This window comes from Embleya sp. NPDC005575 (assembly GCF_040605455.1).
Classification (GTDB): domain Bacteria; phylum Actinomycetota; class Actinomycetes; order Streptomycetales; family Streptomycetaceae; genus Embleya.
Genome location: NZ_JBEXCV010000153.1, coordinates 1 through 20609 on the forward strand (window position 1 = coordinate 1; position 20609 = coordinate 20609).

The 20609-nt window shown below is 73.5% G+C and carries 17 protein-coding genes and 1 pseudogene; 9 read left to right on the forward strand and 9 right to left on the reverse strand.

Annotation, left to right across the window (positions count from 1 at the left end; all coding sequences use genetic code 11):
- Window positions 1-348: DUF3499 domain-containing protein (locus tag ABZS54_RS34495; protein ID WP_355545351.1), on the reverse strand; the 348-nt coding region annotated here is incomplete at its 3' end.
- Window positions 349-571: 223 nt separating this feature from the next.
- On the opposite strand from ABZS54_RS34495, the gene ABZS54_RS34500 reads away from it, so the two are divergent.
- Entirely contained in the window at window positions 572-937 is a 366-nt protein-coding gene (locus ABZS54_RS34500) for a metallopeptidase family protein (protein WP_355545354.1), read from the forward strand.
- A 75-nt stretch (window positions 938-1012) separates the two neighbouring features.
- On the opposite strand, the gene ABZS54_RS34505 is transcribed toward ABZS54_RS34500, so the two are convergent.
- From ABZS54_RS34505 to ABZS54_RS34515, 3 genes are all read right to left on the reverse strand, one after another.
- Window positions 1013-2482 carry a DUF5719 family protein gene (locus ABZS54_RS34505; RefSeq protein WP_355545309.1) on the reverse strand — a complete coding sequence of 490 codons (1470 nt, stop codon included), beginning with the start codon at window positions 2480-2482 and terminating at the stop codon, window positions 1013-1015.
- Window positions 2479-6267: a glycosyltransferase gene (locus ABZS54_RS34510; RefSeq protein WP_355545312.1), complete on the reverse strand. Its 3789-nt coding sequence runs from the start codon at window positions 6265-6267 to the stop codon at window positions 2479-2481. Before ABZS54_RS34510 ends, ABZS54_RS34505 begins: the two co-directional genes overlap by 4 nt.
- Before the next feature lie 92 nt (window positions 6268-6359).
- On the reverse strand, window positions 6360-6629 hold the full coding sequence (locus tag ABZS54_RS34515) for a WhiB family transcriptional regulator (protein ID WP_355545315.1): 270 nt from the start codon (window positions 6627-6629) through the stop codon (window positions 6360-6362).
- Window positions 6630-7468: 839 nt separating this feature from the next.
- Between ABZS54_RS34515 and ABZS54_RS34520 the strand changes: the two genes are divergently transcribed.
- Both ABZS54_RS34520 and ABZS54_RS34525 read left to right on the forward strand, forming a co-directional pair.
- Window positions 7469-8032, forward strand: coding sequence for a cysteine dioxygenase family protein (locus tag ABZS54_RS34520; protein ID WP_355545318.1), 564 nt, complete (start codon window positions 7469-7471; stop codon window positions 8030-8032).
- Entirely contained in the window at window positions 8029-8466 is a 438-nt protein-coding gene (locus tag ABZS54_RS34525; protein ID WP_355545321.1) for a rhodanese-like domain-containing protein, read from the forward strand. Before ABZS54_RS34520 ends, ABZS54_RS34525 begins: the two co-directional genes overlap by 4 nt.
- Window positions 8467-8639: 173 nt before the next feature.
- Here the strand turns inward: ABZS54_RS34525 and ABZS54_RS34530 are convergent.
- A pseudogene (locus tag ABZS54_RS34530) lies at window positions 8640-9956 on the reverse strand (glycosyltransferase 87 family protein); the annotation flags it as partial.
- Here ABZS54_RS34530 and ABZS54_RS34535 point away from each other — a divergent pair.
- Together ABZS54_RS34535 and ABZS54_RS34540 are read left to right on the forward strand one after the other, a co-directional pair.
- The gene (locus tag ABZS54_RS34535) at window positions 9902-11068 is read left to right on the forward strand and encodes a molybdopterin-dependent oxidoreductase (protein ID WP_355545324.1); all 1167 of its coding nucleotides are present in this window, start codon (window positions 9902-9904) and stop codon (window positions 11066-11068) included. The pseudogene ABZS54_RS34530 and the gene ABZS54_RS34535 overlap by 55 nt on opposite strands.
- Window positions 11065-11529: a hypothetical protein gene (locus ABZS54_RS34540; RefSeq protein WP_355545327.1), complete on the forward strand. Its 465-nt coding sequence runs from the start codon at window positions 11065-11067 to the stop codon at window positions 11527-11529. Before ABZS54_RS34535 ends, ABZS54_RS34540 begins: the two co-directional genes overlap by 4 nt.
- A 438-nt stretch (window positions 11530-11967) precedes the next feature.
- Here the strand turns inward: ABZS54_RS34540 and ABZS54_RS34545 are convergent, their stop codons facing one another.
- From ABZS54_RS34545 to ABZS54_RS34555, 3 genes are read right to left on the reverse strand one after another with little or no spacing between them, the layout of a single operon-like run.
- On the reverse strand, window positions 11968-12639 hold the full coding sequence (locus tag ABZS54_RS34545; protein WP_355545330.1) for a methyltransferase domain-containing protein: 672 nt from the start codon (window positions 12637-12639) through the stop codon (window positions 11968-11970).
- A complete protein-coding gene (locus tag ABZS54_RS34550) occupies window positions 12636-13256 on the reverse strand; it encodes a TIGR04282 family arsenosugar biosynthesis glycosyltransferase (protein ID WP_355545333.1) in 621 nt (206 codons plus the stop codon). Before ABZS54_RS34550 ends, ABZS54_RS34545 begins: the two co-directional genes overlap by 4 nt.
- Window positions 13253-13948, reverse strand: coding sequence for a glycosyltransferase family 2 protein (locus ABZS54_RS34555; protein ID WP_355545336.1), 696 nt, complete (start codon window positions 13946-13948; stop codon window positions 13253-13255). Before ABZS54_RS34555 ends, ABZS54_RS34550 begins: the two co-directional genes overlap by 4 nt.
- 154 nt (window positions 13949-14102) lie before the next feature.
- On the opposite strand from ABZS54_RS34555, the gene ABZS54_RS34560 reads away from it, so the two are divergent.
- Together ABZS54_RS34560 and ABZS54_RS34565 are read left to right on the forward strand one after the other, a co-directional pair.
- Window positions 14103-14798, forward strand: a complete 696-nt coding sequence (locus ABZS54_RS34560) for a response regulator transcription factor (RefSeq protein ID WP_355545339.1) — start codon at window positions 14103-14105, stop codon at window positions 14796-14798.
- Entirely contained in the window at window positions 14795-15907 is a 1113-nt protein-coding gene (locus tag ABZS54_RS34565) for a HAMP domain-containing sensor histidine kinase (RefSeq protein WP_355545357.1), read from the forward strand. Before ABZS54_RS34560 ends, ABZS54_RS34565 begins: the two co-directional genes overlap by 4 nt.
- A gap of 804 nt (window positions 15908-16711) precedes the next feature.
- Here the strand turns inward: ABZS54_RS34565 and ABZS54_RS34570 are convergent.
- Complete coding sequence (locus ABZS54_RS34570) at window positions 16712-17707, reverse strand: NAD-dependent epimerase/dehydratase family protein (RefSeq protein WP_355545342.1); 996 nt, start codon at window positions 17705-17707, stop codon at window positions 16712-16714.
- 490 nt (window positions 17708-18197) lie between these two features.
- On the opposite strand from ABZS54_RS34570, the gene cofD reads away from it, so the two are divergent.
- Window positions 18198-19160 carry a 2-phospho-L-lactate transferase gene (cofD, locus tag ABZS54_RS34575; protein ID WP_355545345.1) on the forward strand — a complete coding sequence of 321 codons (963 nt, stop codon included), beginning with the start codon at window positions 18198-18200 and terminating at the stop codon, window positions 19158-19160.
- Window positions 19160-20494, forward strand: coding sequence for a coenzyme F420-0:L-glutamate ligase (locus tag ABZS54_RS34580; protein ID WP_355545348.1), 1335 nt, complete (start codon window positions 19160-19162; stop codon window positions 20492-20494). Before cofD ends, ABZS54_RS34580 begins: the two co-directional genes overlap by 1 nt.
- Window positions 20495-20609 lie beyond the last annotated feature (115 nt).

Genomic DNA, 20609 nt, shown 5'->3' on the forward strand with positions numbered 1-20609 from the left:
CGGCGGCTCGGGCGCGGGCGGCGGGGGCTGCGGCGGGCGGGCGGCCTCGCGCACGGCGTTGGCCAGCGCTTCGAGGTCGTCGCTACTGGGTTTGCCCGCGCTCGGATCCGGCGCCAGGCGCACGACATCCCAACCACGCGGCGCGGTCAGCCGCTCCGAGTGCTCGGCGCACAGGTCGTAGCAATGGGGCTCGGCGTAGGTCGCGAGAGGGCCCAGGACGGCCGTGGAGTCGGCGTAGACGTACGTCAACGTGGCGACTGCGGTTCGGCCGCAGGCGGTCCGCGAACAGCGACGTACAGGGCTCACGACGATGGACGGTACCGCAAGCGGACCGAACCCGCGTCGTATCCGGGTGCGGTGTGACTCACGTGTCGCTCCTCACAGGGTGCGGGCGGCGTCTCGCACCGCCGTTCGGCGCCCCGGCTCCCGCGCGAACGGGCCCGCGTGGACCGATCCGCATCGGGCCGGCAGGCCCTAAGCTCGTCCCGTGCACAACGAGCACTCGGTCCCCTCTTCTCCTCGTGAGCGTGACCGGCGGCGCCGGAGTCGGCGCGACCGGCACGGCCGCGGCATGCGCGGCCCGCTCGCCCCGCCCCCCGTGCCGATCGCGCTCACCCGCGCGCAGCGGTTCGACGACCTCGCCGCCGACGTCGTCGAACGGCTCGCCAAGCGCTGGCCGCAACTGGAGGAGGTCCGCTTCGCGGTCCTGGACGTGCCCGAGGCCGAGACCGCGGTGAACGGCGACGAGGCGGTGGCGCTGGGCCGGCTGGTGCCGGCGACCAAAGGGGTCCCGGCGACGATCATCCTGTACCGGCGCCCGCTGGAACTGCGCGCGGAGGGCCGGACCGAGCTGGAGATGCTGGTCAACGACGTGCTCGTGGAGCAGGTCGCCGACCTGTTGGGCATGGATCCGGACACCATCGACCCCGACGACTGAGCGCACGCAGCGCAGCGGCCCGGGTCCCCGTCGCGGGGGACCCGGGCCGTGTCGTTTCCGGCGCGGTGCGGCGTGCTACTTCTGCGGGACCAGCAGGGACAGGTCCTCGCGCGCGTTGGGCACCACGACGGTCTCCGTCGTCGGCACGAACGGCTGCACCGTGAACGCGGTGGTCTTGCCCATCGTCTCGGTGATCGTGCGCGCCACGTGCACCGGCTGCGAGCCCGGCTGTGCTTCGGCGATCACCGCGAACCGGGCGGCGCCGGCGGGTGCCGGAGCGGGCACCTGGATCGTGGTCCCGGCGGGCACCTCCACGTCTGCGGACACCGGCTCGCCCTTGTCGCCGATCGAGGTGAGCTTGACCTTGGCCGGGCCCTTGGGCGCGGTGAGCGAGATCGTGCTCGTGACCGCGCCGCCGGTGCGGTTCTCCGCGACCACCGCGCGCCCGGCGAGTTCGGGGCCGGCGGCCAGGAAGGCCACCTCGGCGTCCGCTCCGGTGCCCTGCACCACCCGGACGCCGGCGATGATGTCCGCGCGCCCGGAGGTGAGTCGCAGCGCGCCCGCGTCGCTCCGGGTGACCGGGCCGAGGTCGATCACCGTCACCTTGTTGCCCTTGACCTCGGTGCTCTCGTGCTCGACCGGCTTGAAGGTGTTCACCTTGCCGGCCACGGACAGCTGGACGTCGGTGCTCTCGCCGCTCGGCGACAGCAGCATCAGCTGCACGTTGCCCGCGTCGCCGGTGAACGCGGGCAGGCCGGCGACCACCAGGTTGCGGCTCGGTGCCCCGGCCGAGGGCAGCCAGTCGGTGCCCACCGCGCCCTCCTGGTCCCGGATCGCCGCGCCGACCCGGCCGGTGCGGGCGATCACGTGCACCGCCACGCCCGAGAAGACCGCGCTCGGGTTGAGCGTGCGCAGCATCACCGGCAGTGTCGCGCCGGGGGCCAGGGTCAGCCCGCGGCCCGCCTCGGCCTCGATCGGGCCGTTCGGCCCGAACAGCTCCAGATCGACGACGGCCGGCGTGTCCTTGCTGTTGGACAGGTACAGGTACGCGTCGCGGTTCTCGGCGGTGGAGGTGCCCACGAACCAGCGGTCGGTGGTCGGCGCCTCGCAGGCCAGGCCGGCCAGGCCGCGACCGGCGCCGCTGGGCACGCGGGTGACCGCGCCGGCCGAGAAGCCCGGCGCGAACGCCCCGGCGGCGTTGCCCACGAGCGGCGGGACGTCGACGTTGTCCACGCCGAAGCTCGCGAGCTTGCCCGGGGCCTCGACCTTGGTGCGCACCTTGGTCCGGTCGCCGAGGTCGACGACGCTCGCCTCACCGCCGCCCGCCGCGTTCTGCGCGGGCGGGGTCAGTGCGGACACCCCCGTCGAACTGCCGGGCAGCTCCCGGATGAACGGGCAGCTCAGCTCGGCCTGTTGCACCGGCACCCGGCTCGCCGCCGGCGGCGGCGCGGCCTTGCTCTCGGTCGGGCGGGTCACGATCGCCAGACCGACGACCGCGGCCAGCAGCGCGACGACGACGGCCAGGGAGAGGGTGGTGCGCTTCACGGGCGGTCTCCCTGCGAGGGCGGCGGCCACGGTTGGTCACCCGAGCTCGGCTCGGGCGGCCATCCGCCGCCGTGGTCCGGGTAGGCGTTCGGGTCGTACTGCGGCGCGGGCACCACGTTGCCGTACTCGTCGTAGACGGGGTGCTGCGGCTGGGGCGGAACCCAGCCGTAGGAGCCCGCCGCCTCCGAACCGTCCGGCGCACCCGGCGCGACCGGGGTGCCCTGGTCGTACTGGTAACCCTGGTAGTCCGGGTAGCCCTGGTACTCCTGCCCGTAGTCCTGCTGCGGGTACTGCTCGTACGCCGGCGTCGCGGCGTCGTAGGCGGCGCCGTTCCACGCCGGTGCCGGCACCGGCGCCTCGGCCGGGTCGGTGCGCTGCTCGGGGAAGCCGAATGCGTCCGGGCCGTCGGCGGCCACCGCGACCGGTACCGCCTCCGGGGCCGGCACCGGCTCCTCGGCCTCGGTCTTGGCCCGGCGGGCGCGTCGCCCGGTGCCCTCGCCGGCGGCGGGGGTCGAGCCGGCGTCGTCCGGCAGGTCGTCGTCGGTGCCGCGCCTGCGGGCGGGCAGCGCCATCACGAACACGACGAACACCAGGACGCCTTGCACGAGCAGCCAGATGCCGTGTCCGCCGGAGGCGTGGGTGAGTTCGAGCCGGCCCGCCTCCGGGCGCAGTTCGAAGCCCTGCGCCCAGCCGTCCAGCGTGCGGGCGGTCAGCTTCTTCCCGCCCTGGGTGGCCTGCCATCCCGAGTCGGCGCGCTCCGCGAGCCGCAGGATCCGACCCTGCGGGCCGGCCTCGATCCGGGTGGACACGCCCTCACGGGTGGAGGGGACCGCCACGCTGCGACCGTCGGGGTCGACGATCAGCGCGCGGCCGACCGGGTACTGCAGGCGCCACAGCGTGGCGCCCTGGGTGGCACCGACCCGGGCCAGGCCCGGCGTGCCGTCGAGGCGGGTGGTCAGCTCGTTGCCCACCGGCGGCTTGAGCTGGACGAACTCGATGCCGTACGGGACGAGCATGTTCGCGGTCGCGCCGCCGCCACCGGAGAGCAGCTTGCCCAGGAACGTGTCGAACTGCCGGTATGTGGACGCCTTGGGCGCCAGCTCGGCGTCGCCCAGCACCGGGCCCGCGCCGCGCACGATCGTGTAGGCGACGTTGCCCGGCTCGGGCGAGGTCAGCACCAGGGTGCGCGGATGCCGCGGCCCGGTGGCCTCCTCGGCCACGAACGCGGGCACCACGACCGGGTCACGGCGCTCCAGCGGCCCGTTGGCGCCCTGCCACAGCCAGGCCCCGGCGGCCACGACCGGGGTGAGTCCGGCCAGCACGGCCAGCACCACCGCGGTGGGCTGGCGCCAGCCGAAGCTGCCGGCCGCGACTCGGGTGCGGGCGTCCTCGGCGCCGACCATCGCCGCGGCGACGTAGCCGAGCGCGATCACCACCACGGCCGCGCCGGGCCAGGCGGGCGCCTTGTCGCCGGTGGCCTCGACGGTGAGTTCGACGTGGCTGACCACGACCGCGAGGACCAGGCCGACCACGGCCACCGCCCACGCGCCCAGCACCGCCGCGCGGCGCGAGTCGCGCAACAACGCGGCCAGCGCGGCCAACAGCAGCGCGCCGGTGAGCCACACCGGCAGTGTCCCGGGACCACCCGGGTCCAGGAGCAGCAGGCCGACCGGGCTGGTGCCCTTCTCGGCCAGTGCGTCGCCGGCCAGTCCGGGCTCGGTCAGGAACAGCGTGGGCTTGCCCGCCAGGGCCAGGGTCCACGGGCCGAGCAGCACGAGCGGGGTGCCGAGCACGACACCGATGCGCAGCAGCAGGCCCATTCCCGGTCGCGGGCCGAGCAGCCCCGCGAAGGACGCCCCGACGGCGATCAGCGCGATCAACGCGACCGCGAGCCACAGCAGCGGCGTGAACGCCGCCGCGACGGCCAGGGCCAGTCCGGTGGCCCAGGCCGCGCGCATGGACGGTTTCAGGTCGCCGGCGCCGAACACCTGGGCCGCGCCGCGCGCGACCACGGGAGCCAGCACCAACGCGACCGCGGTGCCGATCCGACCGGAGGCGATCGCGCCGGTGGCCACGGGGGTCAGCGCGTACACGGCCGCGCCCCACACTCGCACGCCCGGCGCGGACACCAGTCGGCGTGAGCACAGGTAGGCGCTGATCCCGGCGAACGGGACGCTGCCGATCAGCAGTACCGCGACCGCGGTGCCGGCCTTGCCCAGCAGCAGGGTCGCGAACGCGGCCAGCGCGCCGACGTAGGGCGGTGCGCTCGCCGCCTCGCCGAAGCCGACGCCGTGCCAGGTGTCGCGGTAGCGGTGCCACAGGTCCGCCGCGCCCTCGGGCGCGGGCAGCAGGGCGCCGCCGAACAGGCTGCCGCCGCCGAGCAACTCGCGGGCGGCGAACAGGGTGATCAGGGTGAGTGCGACGGCGAGCGAGAGTCCGGGGCGGCGCATCAGCATGCGCAGCTTGACGAAGTTCTCCGTGTCGAGCGACTCGGCGTCCGCGTCGACCGGGCCCGATTCGGCGCTGCTGTGTCGCCCGGACCGGGTCTCCGGTTCCTCGCTCCGCCGCAGGTTGCCCAGCAGACCCTCGGCGGCATGGCGCACGGTGGCGGCACGGCTGGGGAACAGGTCGCCCAGGTCCTTGTCGGACATGGTTCGGGTGCGGGCCCGGGCGCGGCGTGCGGACAGGAACGCGCCCGGACGCAGCAACACCGACATGGTGCCGAGCAGTTCGTCCAGGGCCATCCCGGGTAGCTTGCCGAGCAGGTAGCCCAGGGTGCGGAACAGCCCGCCGAACAACAGCCGGAACCAGAGCAGCGGCCAGCCGGCACCGGTGGTGTTCGCCAGCAGGGTGAAGGCGGCCCCCGCGCGGTCCACCCGGTGCGGGCGGTCGGCCGCGACATCGATCGGCCGGCGCTCGCGCGTGGCCGCCTCGGCGTGTTGCACCACCGCGTCCGGCACGATCACCACGCGGTGTCCGGCGGCGTTGACCCGCCAGCCGAAGTCGGTGTCGTCGCGCGCGAGGGGCAGGTGCGGGTCGAAGCCGCCCAGGCCCTCCCACACGTCGCGGCGCACCAGCATGCCCGCGCTGGAGACGGAGAGCACGCCGCGGACCGCGTCGTGCTGGCCCTGGTCCTGCTCGCGGCGCTCCAGGCCGGTCCAGCGCCGGCCGCTGCCGGTGAGCGTGGTGCCGACCTCCAGGAGCTGCCTGCGGTCGTACCAACTGCGCACCTTGGGGCCGAGCACGGCCACGGAGGGCAGTTCGTCGGCGGCGCGCAGCAGCAGGTGCAGCGCGTCGGGTGCGGGCTCGCTGTCGTCGTGCAGGAGCCACAGCCACTCGACCGGTTCGGTCGACCGCGGCGGGCGGTCCTGATCGGTGTCGCCGTACGGGTCCGACGCGTCGTACGCGTCGGTCCGGTAGGGCAGGGACGCGGGGTCGACGTACGGCGCGGCACGCAGGGCTTCACTCACGGCGGCACCGAACGTGGTCCGTCGCTCGGCATGGAGCACCGAGCCCTGACCGAGCGCGTCCTCCAGCAGACCGGCCGAGGCGTCGGTACTGCCGGTGTCGACCGCGACGACGCGCTGGGCCGGGCGCTCCTGACCGAGCAGGCCGGTCAGTGTGCGAGGCAACCAGCGTGCCCCGTCGTGGGCGACGAGGATCGCGGTGACGATGTGCCGTGGAAAAGCCGGAGCTTGCGCGTATGCCGACTGATGGCTGAAAAGTGACATCGAGTGCGGGGACCCCGGGGGGCTCGAAGCGGCGTGGTACCAGCGGTCCGGCATCCGGCCGAACGGCCAACACACTACGCGACGGGCACCCCGCGCCCGCTCTGCTCGGGTCGGGGCCTCTCCCGACGACCGTCAGCGGGCGACGGTCAGACGGCCGCCTTCTTGAGCCGGCGCCGCTCGCGCTCGGACAATCCGCCCCAGATCCCGAAGCGCTCGTCGTTGGCCAGCGCGTATTCCAGGCACTCGTCGCGCACCTCGCACGCGAGGCAGACCTTCTTGGCCTCTCGCGTCGAGCCGCCCTTCTCCGGGAAGAACGACTCGGGGTCGGTCTGCGCGCACAGTGCGCGCTCCTGCCAACCGAGCTCCTCCTCCTCGCTCTCGCCCTCGGCGACCAGTAGCTGGAACAGCTCGCCCATCGCGTGCCTCCTCGACCCGTTTTTGCGTCCCCGTGATTAAGCCGTTACCGGTAACGGTTCACGACGTGTGTGAAATTACAAGCGCGTCGTTGCTGCGACGTCAAGCTGGGCTCTGCTATTAGAGCGGGGATTCACTCCCCGGGACCACAGCAATCCGAATTGACCACATAGATGGACAGATTCGGACAAACGCTATGTCACGCGATCGCCTCGACGTTCCGGGCGGGGAGCGTACCGGCGGGGGCGCGACGACATTCGATGCCAACCCGTGATGACCTCTGCAATGGACTACGCCTCACACCGTCCGCACAGTTCCCGGGACGGGCCCGAAAACCGCGATGATGACCGAGGTCACACATCCGGGCCACGCGTCGAGGTCACCCGAAAATGGGCCTCCCCGTGCCCTGCGGGCTTCAATCCCTTCCCAGGATTCCTCACCCGAATCGGGCAGCTGCCGCCCGATTCGGGTGAGGACCGGCGTCGGCGGACCGCGGCGAGTTGACAGGGCCACCCCGTAGACGGTCTTCTTTTCCCATGTCCGCACGCTGCAGCCGGTACCGGAGTCGTCCTGTCGACGTCCGTCGGGTGTTCAGCGCGCTGTGTCCGCCGTGCGACCACGTGTACAGCTGTTGTCCGGGCTGTATCGCCTGAGGACGCCTTTTCGGCAGTCCTCCGCGCAAGCGGCGGCACTCTTTCCCCCTTTATCGGCACGGCCGTTCGATTCGGCCGAATGTCCGTTCGGGTTGCTGTCGGCCGCTCGCGTGTTCGCTTTCGATCCGCCGCGTTCGCCTGATCCGCCGCGCCAGAAGAATCGCGCAGACATCCCGAAGGACTCCCCTATGTCCAGCGACATCACCGTCGCCGGCGACCCGCTCGCCGCCCCCGCCGTGCTCGCCCTCCCCGTCGCTCCCCCCGTGCGTCCGGCCGTCGCCCGACTCGCCGCGCTCGCCCGGCAGCATGCCGGCCTGGTCGCGGCCGAGCTCGACCAGGTCCGCTACGACCCGATCTCCCGCTGGTACAAGCGGCTCGCCGCGACCGAGGACATGGAGGTCTGGCTGCTGAGCTGGCTGCCCGGCCAGAGCACCGGACTGCACGACCACGGCGGCTCCTCCGGCGTGTTCACCGTGGTCTCCGGCGAACTGCACGAGCGTTCCCTGGTGGTCACCCCGCTGCGTCGGGCCGGCGCCCGCGAGCGGGTGCTCACCGCCGGTGCGACCCGCGTGTTCGGGCCGACCTATGTACACGAGGTGACCAACATGGGCACCGAGCCGGCGGTCAGCGTGCACGTGTACACGCCTCGACTGGACTCGATGAACCTGTACGACGCCGGCGAGGACATCGCGCGGCCGAGCTTCGCACCGCTGCGCCGGGTCGGCGTCGAGCGTTCGGGAGACCAGTGGTGAGCGCCGTCGACCGACTCGTGGACCGGGCCCGGGCCAGGCTCGTCCGGGTGACCCCCGAGCAGGCGCACGCCGCGTTCCGCGACGGCGCGGTGCTGGTGGACACCCGCCCCGACTTCCAGCGCGACGCCGACGGCGCGATCCCGGGCGCGTTGGTGATCGAGCGCAACCACCTGGAGTGGCGCTTCGACCCCGAGGGCGAGGCGCGGGTGCCCGAGGCCACCGGCTGGAACCTGCGCGTGGTCGTGTTGTGCGACGAGGGCTACGCCTCCAGCCTCGCGGCGGCGTCGCTGGTGGACCTGGGACTGTCCGAGGCGACCGACCTGATCGGCGGCTTCCAGGCCTGGAAGGCGGCGGGCCTGCCCGTGGTGCCGGCCGCGGGCCGCAACCGTCGACACAGCGCCGCACCGAGCACGCACAACAGCGCCACCCCGTAGCCGAGTTGGTGGGTGGCCCGGATCTGCCCGGGGCTCAGTTCCAGCCCCCAGGTGAGGTACAGGACATATCCCGCCGGGCCGAGCGCGAGCCACTCCGGGCGCCGCCCGTCCAGCGCCACGAGGGCGACCACGAGCAGCGCGTACCAGGGGTAGGCCGGGGTGAGCACGAACAGCATGCCGCCGGTCAGCGTGAGTGCGCCCTGCCACGGGCGATCCGGATCGGCGCGGGCCGCCACCACGACGGCGAGCACGATCAACACGACGACGGCCGCGTAGGGGGTGAGGCCGGTAGGCAGCACCAGGCCGAGCAGACCGAAGCGCGCGCCGTCGTCGTATCGCTCCTCCTCGAGATAGCCGGGCAGGTAGCCGAGCACCGCGGGCCCGACCGCGAGCACGTGCGGCAGGTAGACAAGCAGCACGGTGAGCACGGCCGAGCCGAGCAGCCGCACCGGCGCCCGACGCAGACCTCCGGCCAGGGCCGCGGCGGGCAACATCTTGGTCGCGACGGCGCCGCCGAGCAGCAGCCCGCCCAGGATCGGCCGGCGGCCGGCGATCGCGGCCAGGCCGAGCACCATGAGCAGCACACCCAGCACGTCCACGTGCGCGTTGTTGCCCGCCTCGAGCGCGACCATCGGGCACCACGCCCACCACACCGCATGTCTGGGGTCGAGGCCGAACCGGCGCAGCACCACGAGCAGCGCGACGGTCACCAGGATCGCCAGCAACGCGGCCGCGGCCTGGACGGGTTCGCGCCGGCCGGGTGGGGTGACGGCGTGCACGAACCAGTAGTAGGACTCGGCCACCGGCGGGTAGATGGTGTGCACGTCGGGCCGATTGATCCGGGTGCACGAGCCGTCGGGCAACGGGTGCTTGAACCACCCGGCGCACTCGCCCTTCGGGAACAGCCAGTCGTCGCGGAAGCGGGCCACCTCCGGGTCCATCGGCGCGTGCGCGTACGGCGAGCGGCCCGCCGCCTGGACCCGCCCGTCGAACGCGTACCGGTAGGCGTCGTCGCTGGTGCGTGGCGGCGCGCCGGCCGCCGACACCGGCAGCACGACCGCTCCGGCCAGGATCAGCAGCACCGCGCGACGCACCGGCAGCCGGCGCACGAGGAGGGCGCCGAGTGCGAACAGCGCCCAGGCGGCGCCGTACACGACGTACACGCCGGCGCTGCCGGGGTGCGTCCACGGGCCGTACACCGCGAAGCCGACGGCGCCGACGAGGGCGAGGCCGGTGGTGGTGGCGGTGATCGTGATCGTGGTCGCGGCGGTGGCTGCCGGGCCGGTGGTCGTCGTGCTCGTGCTCGTCGGGCGGGATGGCATGGCGCGAGTCTGGCCGCGGTGGTGCCGTTTTCGGGGCATCCCGGGCCGACCGTCAGCACTCCGTAAGGCGGTCAATACGGGCCGGCGGCGGGTTTTCGGCGTTGGCTGGACGCATGAAGCTCGACATCCGCTTGCCGGATCCACCCGCCGCGCTGCGGCGCGGTCCATTCCGGGCCGATGCGTTCCGCGGCGCGCTGCACGATCCGCGTACGGCCGTGTCGGTCGGCCGGTTGCTCGGCCTCGCCTTCCTGACCTGTTTCCTGACCGGGCTGTTCAGCCATCTACTGCAACATCAGCCGCACTGGCTCGCGCTGCCGTCCCGGCCGGTGTGGGGGTATCGGGTCACCCAGGGGCTGCATGTGGCGACCGGAATCGCGGCGGTGCCGCTGCTCCTGGTGAAGCTGTGGGTGGTCTATCCGCGGCTGTTCGCGTGGCCGCCGGCGAAGTCGGTCGGGCACGCGCTGGAGCGGTTGTCCATCGCGGTGCTGATGATGGCGGCGATCTTCGAGCTCGTCACCGGGCTGCTGAACGTCGTGCAGTGGTATCCGTGGCCGTTCCCGTTCGTGCCGGCGCACTACTGGATCGCGTGGGTGGCGGCCGGGGCGATCACGCTGCACATCGCGGCGAAGCTGCCGCTGATCGTGGCGCACTGGCGGCGGCCCCGCGGTGTGCCGGTCGCTTTGGCAGGGCCGTCGCGGCGTGGGCTGTTCACCGTGCTCGGTGCCGGGGTGGGCGTGGTCACGCTGGCCACGGTGGGGCAGACGGTGACTCCGCTGGGGCGGGTGTCGGTGTTGGCCCCACGGCGGGCGGACATCGGCCCACAGGGCCTGCCGGTGAATCGAACGGCGGCTGCGGCGGGCGTGTTGACGGCGGTCCGCGATCCGGCGTGGCGCCTGGAGGTGGTCGGGCCGCGGCCGTTCGCGCTGACCCGGGCCGAGCTGTTGGCGATGCCGCAGCACGAGGCCACGCTGCCGATCTCGTGCGTCGAGGGATGGAGTGCGTCGGCGCACTGGTCGGGGGTGCGGATCCGGGACCTGATGGCGCGGGCGGGCGCGCCGCCGGGGGCCCGGCTGCGGGTGTTCTCGCACGAGCTGTTCAGTCCGTACTCGGTGATGGACATGCCGGACGAGTGGTCCCGCGACTCGCTGACCCTGCTGGCGCTGATGCTGGGCGGCGCGCCGCTGGCCGAGGACCACGGGTATCCGGCCCGGGTCATCGCGCCGAACCGGCCGGGTGTGCTTCAGACGAAGTGGGTCACCCGGATGGAGGTGCTGGGATGAGCACGGCGATGGAGCCCGAACCGGTCGCGCCACGAACCGGGCGGATGGTGCACGCCGTTCGACTCGTACTGGGCGCCGCCGGGGTGGCCGGCATCGGGTGGGGCGTGGCCGGCGCGTGGGACGACCCGTTCCTGTCCGAGCGGGTGGGATTGGCCAAGTGGCTGATCGGCGGTCTGCTGCTGCACGACGCGGCGTTCGCGGTCGTCGTGTTCGCGGTCGGCGCGACGGCGATGCGGCTGCGGCGAGGGCCGGCCGCGTGGGTGCGGCGAACCGTGCTGGGCGGCCTGGCGGTGGGCGTGGCGGGCACGCTGATCGCGCTGCCGGCGCTCCTGCGCCCGCTGCCGACGCAGAACCCGTCGGTGCTGCCGTTGCACTACGGCCGGGGACTGGCCATCGTGTGGGCGGCGGTGGCGGTCGGGGTGGGCGCCGTGCTGGTGGCGCGAGGGCGTCGGGGCGGGTGAAGGAGCGCAGGGCCGAGGGGCAGCTTGCCGCGTTGCGCATGGGCGACCCGGTATGGGTACGCACGGTTGCCCCGGCGGCCGCCGGCCGCTCCGCGTCGGGATGCTCGTCCGCTTCGCGGCCGGATGGCTGTGTGCTCCGTGCGCCTGCCACGCAGTGGGCAAGCAATCCCGACGCAGCGCTCCCCGATCCTGACGTCGGCCGCGGAGCGGACGAGCAGCCCGGCGTGGAGCAATCGGCCCGGTGGCCGCGGAGCGGACAGGCAATCGACTGCGTCGGGGGCGGGCAGCCGACCTGAAGCGGTCGTCCCGACCCACCCGGCCGCGGAGCGGACGAGCAAGCCCGACGCGCGCCGAGACCGGGCAACCCGACAGATGTCGAGGCCGGGCAGCCCGATTTGCGCTCCGAGACCGGGCAGCGTGATGGGTGTGGGCCCCTGGTCAGGTCCGGGACAAGGTGGCGAAGGTGCGGTTCGGGCAGGTCCATGTGTCGGTCATGGTGAAGCGATGGGCGTGGGCGAGGGTGCGTAGCGCGGGGGTGCCGACTCGGGCCCAGCGGAAGGCGCCGCCCCGGACGCCGTGGTCGTTTTCGACGCGGGCGGCGAAGCGTTCGTGTACGTCCTGTGGATCGGTCTCGACCACAAGCCGGCCGCCGGGGGCCAGCAGGTCGTGGATGCGGTCGAGCAGCCGGGCCGGGTCGCCGCCGATGCCGATGTTGCCGTCGGCGAGGAGTGCGACGGCCCAGCGGCCTTCGCCGGGCAGCGGCTCGAATACCGAGCGGCACAGCGCGGTGGCCCCGGCGGCCAAGGCCCGGGCGACGGCGGCCGGCACCGGGTCGACACCGAGGGTGGTCACTCCTCGGCGACCGAGCGCCGCGGCCAGCCGGCCCGGGCCGCAGCCGATATCCAGGGTGGGACCGATACAGCGGGCGAGCATGGTGTCGTCGTCGGCGTCCGGTTCGGCGCACCAGCGGGACAGTTCCAGGCGCTGCCGACGGCGGCCGTGTCGGCGCAGGTACAGCGCTCCGCCCTCGCGCAGCGCGATCGTGTACGGGTCGGCCGGAGCGTCCGGTGCCAGGTCGACCGGGCCGTCGAGGTCGCGGACCAGGGTCATGCGTACACCTCGCCGCCGAGCAGCGCGCGGGCCACCCCGGCGCAGTGGGTGCCGGGGATGTCGCGGGTGACGGCGGCCAGGTCGGCGGCCGTGTCGATATCGGTCAGGGTGGGCAGGTCGCGCACGGTCAACCCGGCGGCGAGCAGTCGGGCCCGCTGGATCGCGCCGGTCCGCGGCACCGACATCGGCACGCCGGGAAACACCGCCGGGTCCGGCTCACGCAGCCCGATCGCCCAGAATCCGCCGTCGGTCGCCGGGCCGAACCACGCGTCGGCAGCCGACCAGTCCACGGTCAGCAATTCGGGCGTGATCTGCGGGGTGTCCATGCCGACCAGCAAGGTCGGCCCGGTGCAGCCGGCGAACGCGGCGGCCAGGCGCAGGTCGAGGCCGCCGACCCCCTGCGGCACCACCTCGAAGCCGGCCGGCAGCCACGGCCCGGGATCGCCGGCCAGCACCAGGACCCGGCGGCGGGCGGGCGTCGCGAGTACTGCGGCGAGCGTGTCGGTGAGCGCGGCCTCGGCCACCGCCGCGGCCTGGTCCGGGGTCAGCGGCGGGGTCAGCCGGGTCTTGACCCGACCGGGCAGCGGCGCCTTGGCGATCACCACGAGGGTGCTCACGCGGGCCGCCCCGCGCGGGCGAGCACGGCGCTCATGTCCCGGACCGCGGTGACCGTGCCCCGGACCGTGCCGGTGACCTTGGAGCGACCGGAACGCGGCAGGTAGCGCACGTCCACCTCGGCGATCCGCCAACCCGCGTCGGCGGCGCGGACCACGGTCTCCAACGGGTAGCCGGAGCGGCGGTCCGAGACTCCCAGCGCAAACAGTTCGGCGCGCCGGGCGGCCCGCATCGGCCCGAGGTCGTGCAGCCGCGCGCCGGTGCGCCGGCGCAGCCGGCGGGCCAGGACCGCATTGGCCAGGCGCGCGTGCGGCGGCCAGGCACCCAGGGTCTGCGGACGGCGGCGGCCGAGCACCAGGTCCGCGTCGCCGGCGAGCACGGGATCGGCGACCTCGGGCAGTTGTCCGGGGTCCAGCGACGCGTCGCAGTCGCAGAAGCACACGATCGGCGCGGTCGCCGCGAGCATCCCGGCGTGGCAGGCCGCGCCGAAGCCGCGGCGCTCCTCGACGACCACGTGGGCGCCGAGTGACCGGGCCAGTTCGGCCGAGCCGTCGCGCGAGCCGTTGTCCACGACGATGGGGCGATATCCGGCCGGCATCCGGGCGAGCACCCACGGGAGCGCGTCGGCCTCGTCGAGGCACGGCAGCACGACGTCCACAAGATGCTCGGCGGGATGCGCTGAAGAGGCGTCCATGCGGCTCACGCTAAGTACGTGCAGACCGCATCCCCAGGCTTGACGTGCTTACGGAGTGCTGACGTCGCGGCGATACGGCCGTGTGGGTTACGGCCCTCTTACGGATCGGCCACCCGCCGGAATCGTCCCCCTTCGCGCACCTACACTCGCCGGCATGAAGGTGCTCGTCGTCGACGACGACCCGACCGTGGCCGAAGTCGTCGTCGGCTATCTCGAACGCGCGGGGTTCGGCACGGCACACGCCGCCGACGGACCCACCGCGCTCGAACTGGCGTTCGCCGAAATGCCCGATCTGGTCGTGCTCGACCTGATGCTGCCGGGCATGGACGGGCTGGACGTCTGCCGACGGCTGCGCGAGCGCGGCCCGGTGCCGGTGGTGATGCTGACCGCGCTGGGCGACGAGAGCGATCGGGTCCTCGGCCTGGAGGTCGGCGCGGACGACTACGTCACCAAGCCGTTCAGCCCGCGAGAACTCGTGCTGCGGGTGCAGTCCGTGCTGCGCCGGGTCGCGGCCCCGGCTCCGCCGCCCGTGGCGCCCTCGGTACTCCGGCACGCGGACATCGAGGTGGATGTCGCCGCCCACCGGGTGCTTCGCGCAGGCCGTGAACTCTCGCTCACCGCCCGTGAATTCGACCTGCTGTGCTTCTTTCTCGGCAGTCCGGGCCGAGCCTTTTCCCGGGACGAGCTGATGCGCCGGGTCTGGGGCTGGGAGTTCGGCGACCAGTCCACGGTGACCGTGCATGTGCGGCGACTGCGGGAGAAGATCGAGGACGACCCGGCCGCGCCTCGGCTCCTGGTGACCGTGTGGGGCGTGGGCTACCGACTGGAGGTCGAACCCGAGTGCACGTGAAGGATTTCGCGCTGATCTGCCTGATCGCGGCGGGCAGTGGGCTCGGAGTCACCCTGCTGGGCCTGCTCGGCCTGCGCGCGCTGCGCAATCGTTCGCTCTCGGTCGCTCTGGCCGCGATGTCGGTGGTGACGATAGCCGGCATGGCCGCGGGTACGGTCGGGGTCTCCCAGGCGATGCTGCTCTCCTCGCACGACCTGACCGTGGTGATGGTGGTCTGCGCGGTCTCGGCCGTGCTCGCGATCGGTGCCGCGATGCTGCTCGGCCGCCCGGTGGTGGCCGACGTCCGAGCCCTGCGCGGCACCGCCCGAGCACTCGGCGGCGGCCCGCCCGGGCCGCCGCGCCAAGTCTCGGCCGTCGTCGAACTCGCGGAGCTGGGACGGGATTTGGAGCGCGCCGGCGTACAGCTGGCCGAGTCCCGGGAGCGCGAGCGGGCGGTCGAGCACGCCCGGCGCGAGCTGATCGCGTGGATCTCGCACGACCTGCGCACCCCGCTCGCGGGCCTGCGCGCAATGGCCGAGGCGCTGGAGGACGGGCTGCCCGAGGAGCCGGCGCGTTATCACCGGCGGATCAGGACCGAGGTGGATCGGCTCAGCGGGATGGTGGACGACCTGTTCGAGCTGTCCCGCATCCAGGCGGGCGCGCTGAAGCTGACCCTGGCCCGGGTCTCGCTCTACGACCTGGTGGCGGACGCGATGGCCGGTACCGAGGAATTGGCCCGGTCCTGCTCGGTTCGGGTGGCGGGCGAGGACATCGTCGCGGTGCCGGTTCGGGTGGACGGCCGCGAGATGTCCCGGGCGATCACGAACCTCCTGGTCAACGCGATCCGGCACACCCCCTCGGACGGCACGGTCGCGGTCGGGATACGCACGGCCGAGGGCGAGGTCGTGGTCTCGGTCACCGACGCGTGCGGTGGCATCCCCGAGGAGGACCTCCCCCGAGTCTTCGACACCGGCTGGCGCGGCACCCACGCACGCACCCCGGCCCCGGGCGGCGGCGCGGGACTGGGCCTGGCCATCGTCCGCGGAATCGTCGAGGCCCACTCGGGCCGAGTCGGCGTGGCCAACACGGGCATGGGGTGCCGGTTCGAGGTGAGGCTGCCGGTGACGTGAGGCTGCCGGTGGCGGGGGGCGCTGGGAACGCGGGAGGTTGCCGGTGGTGTGAGCGGGTGGCGCCTGGGGGCCGACGGTGGCGTGACGTTACAGGTGGCGGTGGCGGAGGGGTACGGCCGAGGGCGAGGCGGACCGGGGGGGGCGCCGGCGCGGGCCGCGGCGCGGCGGCTGGGGCGGGCGGGCCTGGGTATGGGGCGGGCCTGGGTCGAGAGCACGATGGGCCGAATCGGCTGAGAATCGCGGGGCTCGGCAACGCGGTCCGCAGGCGCGACGAGCCGAAAATTGCCGAAGCCGGCTCCCCCAGCCCGAGTCGCGAGCGCGGCCGGCCCAGGCGCCGGAGTCGCGGGGACGGCCAACCCGCGCAGCCGCAATCACGAACGTGACCGACCCGCACAGCCCGAGTCGCGAGCGTGGCCAGGCCCAGGCGCCGGAGTCGCGAGCGCGGCGTTGCTGCTTGTTGGGCGACTTCGTCGCCGGCTCGCGAGGCACCGCTTTTTTGCTCCCCCGCTTCGCTCCTCCGCAAAAAAGCGGCCCCTCGCTCGTGACTTCGTGTCCCTCCGCTTCGCTCCGGGCCACGAAGTCAACGATTGCGGCTCCGCCGCTCTCCGCGCTTCGCGCGTCGATCACTTGGGGCGGCGCGGGTCGGGGGCGCTGACGCGCCGGGGGTGGGCCGTGGGGTGAATCGCATCGAGTCAGAGGTGGACTGGGGTGGGCTGTTGGGTGGGTCGCGTCGGGATGGAAGTGGGTCGGGGTGGGGGCATTGGGGGGTGCCCGGGGTCGTGTTGGGGTTGGTTGCGCGCGTGTTCAGACTTCGGCGAACTCTGCCATGCCGTGGGCGAATTCGATGGTTGCCTGCCAGCCCAGTTCCGTCTCCATGCGGGTCGCCGAGGCGGTGATGTGGCGGACGTCGCCCAGGCGGTATTCGGCGGTCGTGATCGGGGGTGGGCCGGCGTGCGCCTCGGACAGGGCTGTGGCCATTTCGCCCACCGTGTGGGGTACGCCGGTGGCGACGTTGTAGGCGCGGAGGCCGTGGCCGGAGCGGTCCAGGGCGGCCAGGTTGGCGGTGGCGACGTCGCGAACGTGGACGAAGTCGCGGCGCTGGCCGCCGTCTTCGTACACCCTCGGGGGCAGGCCGGCGCGCAGCATCGAGCGGAAGATCGCGGCGACGCCGGCGTACGGGGTGTCCAGCGGCATCCTCGGGCCGTAGACATTGTGGTAGCGCAACGCCGTGGCCACGCCGCCGGTGGTCCGGGCCCACGCGCCGGCCAGATGTTCCTGGGCGAGCTTGGTCGCGGCGTACACGTTGCGCGGGTCGGGCGCCGCCTCCTCGCAGATCCGGCCGGGCGTGACCGCCTGCCCACACGTCGGACACGGCGGTTCGAAGCGGCCGGCCATCAGCGCCTCGACCGGACGCGGACCCGGCACCACCTCGCCGTGTTCGGCGCAATGGCCCAGCCCCTCGCCGTACACGACCATCGAACTCGCCAGCACCAGGCGCCCGATACCCGCCCGCGCCATCGCGGCGAGCAGCACCGCGGTGCCCAGGTCGTTGCAGCCGACGTAGTCCGGTGCGTCGTTCAGGTCCAGGCCCAAGCCGACCTTCGCGGCCTGGTGACAGACCGCGTCCATACCGGCCAACGCCCGTTCCACGACTGCCGGATCGCGCACGTCGCCCTGTACCGCGTCCATGTCCTCGACCGGCGCCAGGTCGAGCACCCGCACCTCGTGTCCCGCTTCGGTCAGGCATTCGACGACGTGTGCTCCGATGAACCCGGCGCCGCCGGTAACCAGGATTTTCATGCCACCAACGCTAGGTCGACGCACGACGCCCAAGTACGCGACTCGCGCCGATGTCACCCGTTCGTAAGACCCATTCATCCCCACCCCACCGCCTCCCCACGGCCCGGCTCCCGAAGAAGCAAAGCGCACAACCAACCCCAACACGACCCCGGGCAACGCCCCAAGCCACCACCCGACACCCCGGCGCGTTGCTCCCCTGTGCCACGGCCCCTCCCGACGCAAGCCCGCAACGAATCCGCCCACAACGACCCCGGCCCCACCCACACTCGCGACCCCGCCGCCCCGCTCCGCCACCCCCACACCCCCGGCGCGTCAGCGCCCCCGACCCGGCCCGCCCCCGGTGATCGACGCGCGAAGCGCGGAGAGCGGCGGAGCCGCAAACGTTGACTTCGTGGCCCGGAGCGAAGCGGAGGGACACGAAGTCGAAAAAGTGGCCCCTCGCGAGCCGGCGACGAAGTCGCCCAACAACCAGCCTGCGAGACTGATCCCCATGCGCATCGTTGTACTTGCCGGCGGCATCGGTGGGGCCCGGTTCTTGCGGGGTCTCAAGGCGGCCGTTCCGGAAGCGGAGATCACCGTCGTCGGCAATACCGGGGACGACATCCACCTGTTCGGGCTCAAGGTGTGCCCGGACCTCGACACCGTCATGTACACGCTCGGCGGCGGCATCAACGAGGAGCAGGGCTGGGGCCGCCGCGAGGAGTCCTGGAGCATTCGCGAGGAAATGGCCGCGTACGGTGTCGAACCGACCTGGTTCGGGCTGGGCGACCGGGACTACGCGACGCACATCGTGCGGACCCAGATGCTCGGCGCCGGCTACCCGTTGTCGGCGGTCACCGAGGCGCTGTGCGCGCGGTGGCAGCCCGGCGTGCGACTCGTCCCGATGAGCGACGATCGGGTGGAGACGCACGTGGTGATCGACGACCCCGACAAGCCCGGGACACGCAAGGCGATCCACTTTCAGGAGTACTGGGTGCGGCTTCGCGCCGCGCCGACCGCGCACGCGATCGTGCCGGTGGGCATCGAGACCGCCAAGCCCGCGCCCGGCGTCCTGGAGGCCATCGCCGAGGCCGACCTGATTCTGTTCCCGCCGTCCAATCCCGTGGTCAGCATCGGCACCATCCTGGGCGTGCCCGGGATCCGCGAGGCACTGGTGGCCGCGGAGGCCCCGGTGATCGGGTTGTCGCCGATCGTCGGCGGTGCACCCGTACGCGGGATGGCCGACCGGGTCCTGGAGGCGGTCGGCGTCGAGACGAGCGCCGCGGCCGTCGCCCAGCACTACGGGCCGGGGCTGCTGGACGGCTGGCTGGTGGACACCGCGGACGCGGACACGGTGCTCGCCGTCGAGGCGGCCGGCATCCCCTGCCGGGCGATCCCGTTGCTGATGACCGACGTCGAGGCCACCGCCGAGATGGCCCGCGCCGCGCTCGCACTCGCGGACGAGGTGCGCTGATGGGTGCCCCGCCGCGCGGCTACTCGGTGTTCGGGGTGAACGGGCTGCCCGAGATCGGCGAGGGCGCCGATCTGGGCCGGCTGATCGCGGACGCGGCGGCGGGGCCGAACGGGCCCGGCCTGCTCGACGGCGACGTGCTCGTGGTGACCTCGAAGATACTCAGCAAGGCCGAGGGTCGGTTGTTGCGCGGGGTCGATCGGGAGAAGGTGATCGACGCCGAGGCGGTCCGCCTGGTCGCGCGCAAGGGCCGCACCCGAATCGTCGAGACCCGGCACGGATTCGTGATGGCGGCGGCGGGCGTGGACGCCTCCAACACGCAACCCGGCACCCTGCTGCTGCTTCCGGAGGACTCGGACGCCTCCGCCCGCCGGTTGCGCGCGGCACTGGCCGAGCGGGCCGGCGTCCGGGTGGGCATCGTGGTGTCGGACACCTTCGGCCGGCCCTGGCGTACCGGGGTCACCGATGTGGCCATCGGCGTGGCGGGACTGGACGCGGTGGACGACCACCGGGGCCGGACCGACACGCACGGCAACGAGCTCGCGGTCACCGTCACCGCGGTGGTGGACGAACTCGCGAGTGCGGCCGAGCTGGTCAAGGGCAAGGCGGGCGCGGTCCCGGTGGCGATCGTGCGCGGACTGGGGCACCTGGTCACCGACGCCGACGGTGCCGGGGTGCGTCCGCTGGTGCGCGGCGCCGAGGATGACATGTTCCGCCTCGGCACCCAGGAGGCGGTCGGCGAGGGCGCCCGAAACGCGATCACCGCGCGTCGGACGGTGCGCACGTTCACCGACGAGCCGGTGGATCCGGACGCGGTACGCCGCGCGGTGGGCGCCGCGATCACCGCGCCGGCCCCGCACCACACCGTGCCGTGGCGGTTCGTGCTCTTGGAGAGCGCGCCGGCTCGGACCGCGCTCCTGGATGCGATGCGCGACGCGTGGGCGGCGGATCTGCGGGCGGACGGGCTGAGCGAGGAGCGGATCGCGCGCCGGCTCAGGCGCGGCGACGTGTTGCGCGGTGCGCCGTATCTGGTGGTGCCGTGCCTGGTCGCCGAGGGTGCGCACACCTACCCGGACCCGGTGCGCGCGCGGGCCGAGCGGGAGATGTTCACCGTTGCGGCGGGCGCCGCCGTACAGAACCTGCTGATCGCGCTGACCGCGGAGGGCCTGGGGTCCGCGTGGGTGTCGTCGACGATGTTCTGTCCCGACGTGGTTCGCGCCACGCTCGCGCTGCCCGCCGGCTGGGACCCGATGGGTGCCGTCGCGGTGGGCCGACCGGCCGAGCCGCCTCGGGAGCGTCCGGCTCGCTCGGCGGACGACGTAATCGTGGTGCGCTGAGCGGCACACGACAAGGGTGGGGGGGGGGCCGGGGGGGAGAGAGGCGCGGCCCCCCCGAGGTTTGCGGTGAGGGCGGCCTCCGGGGGCGGGCCGGCGTGGGGGGGGGCGCCCAACA

Coding starts and splice junctions, on each gene's coding strand:
- ABZS54_RS34500 (WP_355545354.1), top strand. CDS start 572: ATGCGCGGCCCGCTCGCCCCGCCCCCCGTGCCGATCGCGCTCACCCGC.
- ABZS54_RS34510 (WP_355545312.1), bottom strand. CDS start 6,267: ATGCCGGACCGCTGGTACCACGCCGCTTCGAGCCCCCCGGGGTCCCCG.
- ABZS54_RS34515 (WP_355545315.1), bottom strand. CDS start 6,629: ATGGGCGAGCTGTTCCAGCTACTGGTCGCCGAGGGCGAGAGCGAGGAG.
- ABZS54_RS34520 (WP_355545318.1), top strand. CDS start 7,469: ATGTCCAGCGACATCACCGTCGCCGGCGACCCGCTCGCCGCCCCCGCC.
- ABZS54_RS34535 (WP_355545324.1), top strand. CDS start 9,902: ATGAAGCTCGACATCCGCTTGCCGGATCCACCCGCCGCGCTGCGGCGC.
- ABZS54_RS34540 (WP_355545327.1), top strand. CDS start 11,065: ATGAGCACGGCGATGGAGCCCGAACCGGTCGCGCCACGAACCGGGCGG.
- ABZS54_RS34545 (WP_355545330.1), bottom strand. CDS start 12,639: ATGACCCTGGTCCGCGACCTCGACGGCCCGGTCGACCTGGCACCGGAC.
- ABZS54_RS34555 (WP_355545336.1), bottom strand. CDS start 13,948: ATGGACGCCTCTTCAGCGCATCCCGCCGAGCATCTTGTGGACGTCGTG.
- ABZS54_RS34560 (WP_355545339.1), top strand. CDS start 14,103: ATGAAGGTGCTCGTCGTCGACGACGACCCGACCGTGGCCGAAGTCGTC.
- ABZS54_RS34570 (WP_355545342.1), bottom strand. CDS start 17,707: ATGAAAATCCTGGTTACCGGCGGCGCCGGGTTCATCGGAGCACACGTC.
- cofD (WP_355545345.1), top strand. CDS start 18,198: ATGCGCATCGTTGTACTTGCCGGCGGCATCGGTGGGGCCCGGTTCTTG.
- ABZS54_RS34580 (WP_355545348.1), top strand. CDS start 19,160: ATGGGTGCCCCGCCGCGCGGCTACTCGGTGTTCGGGGTGAACGGGCTG.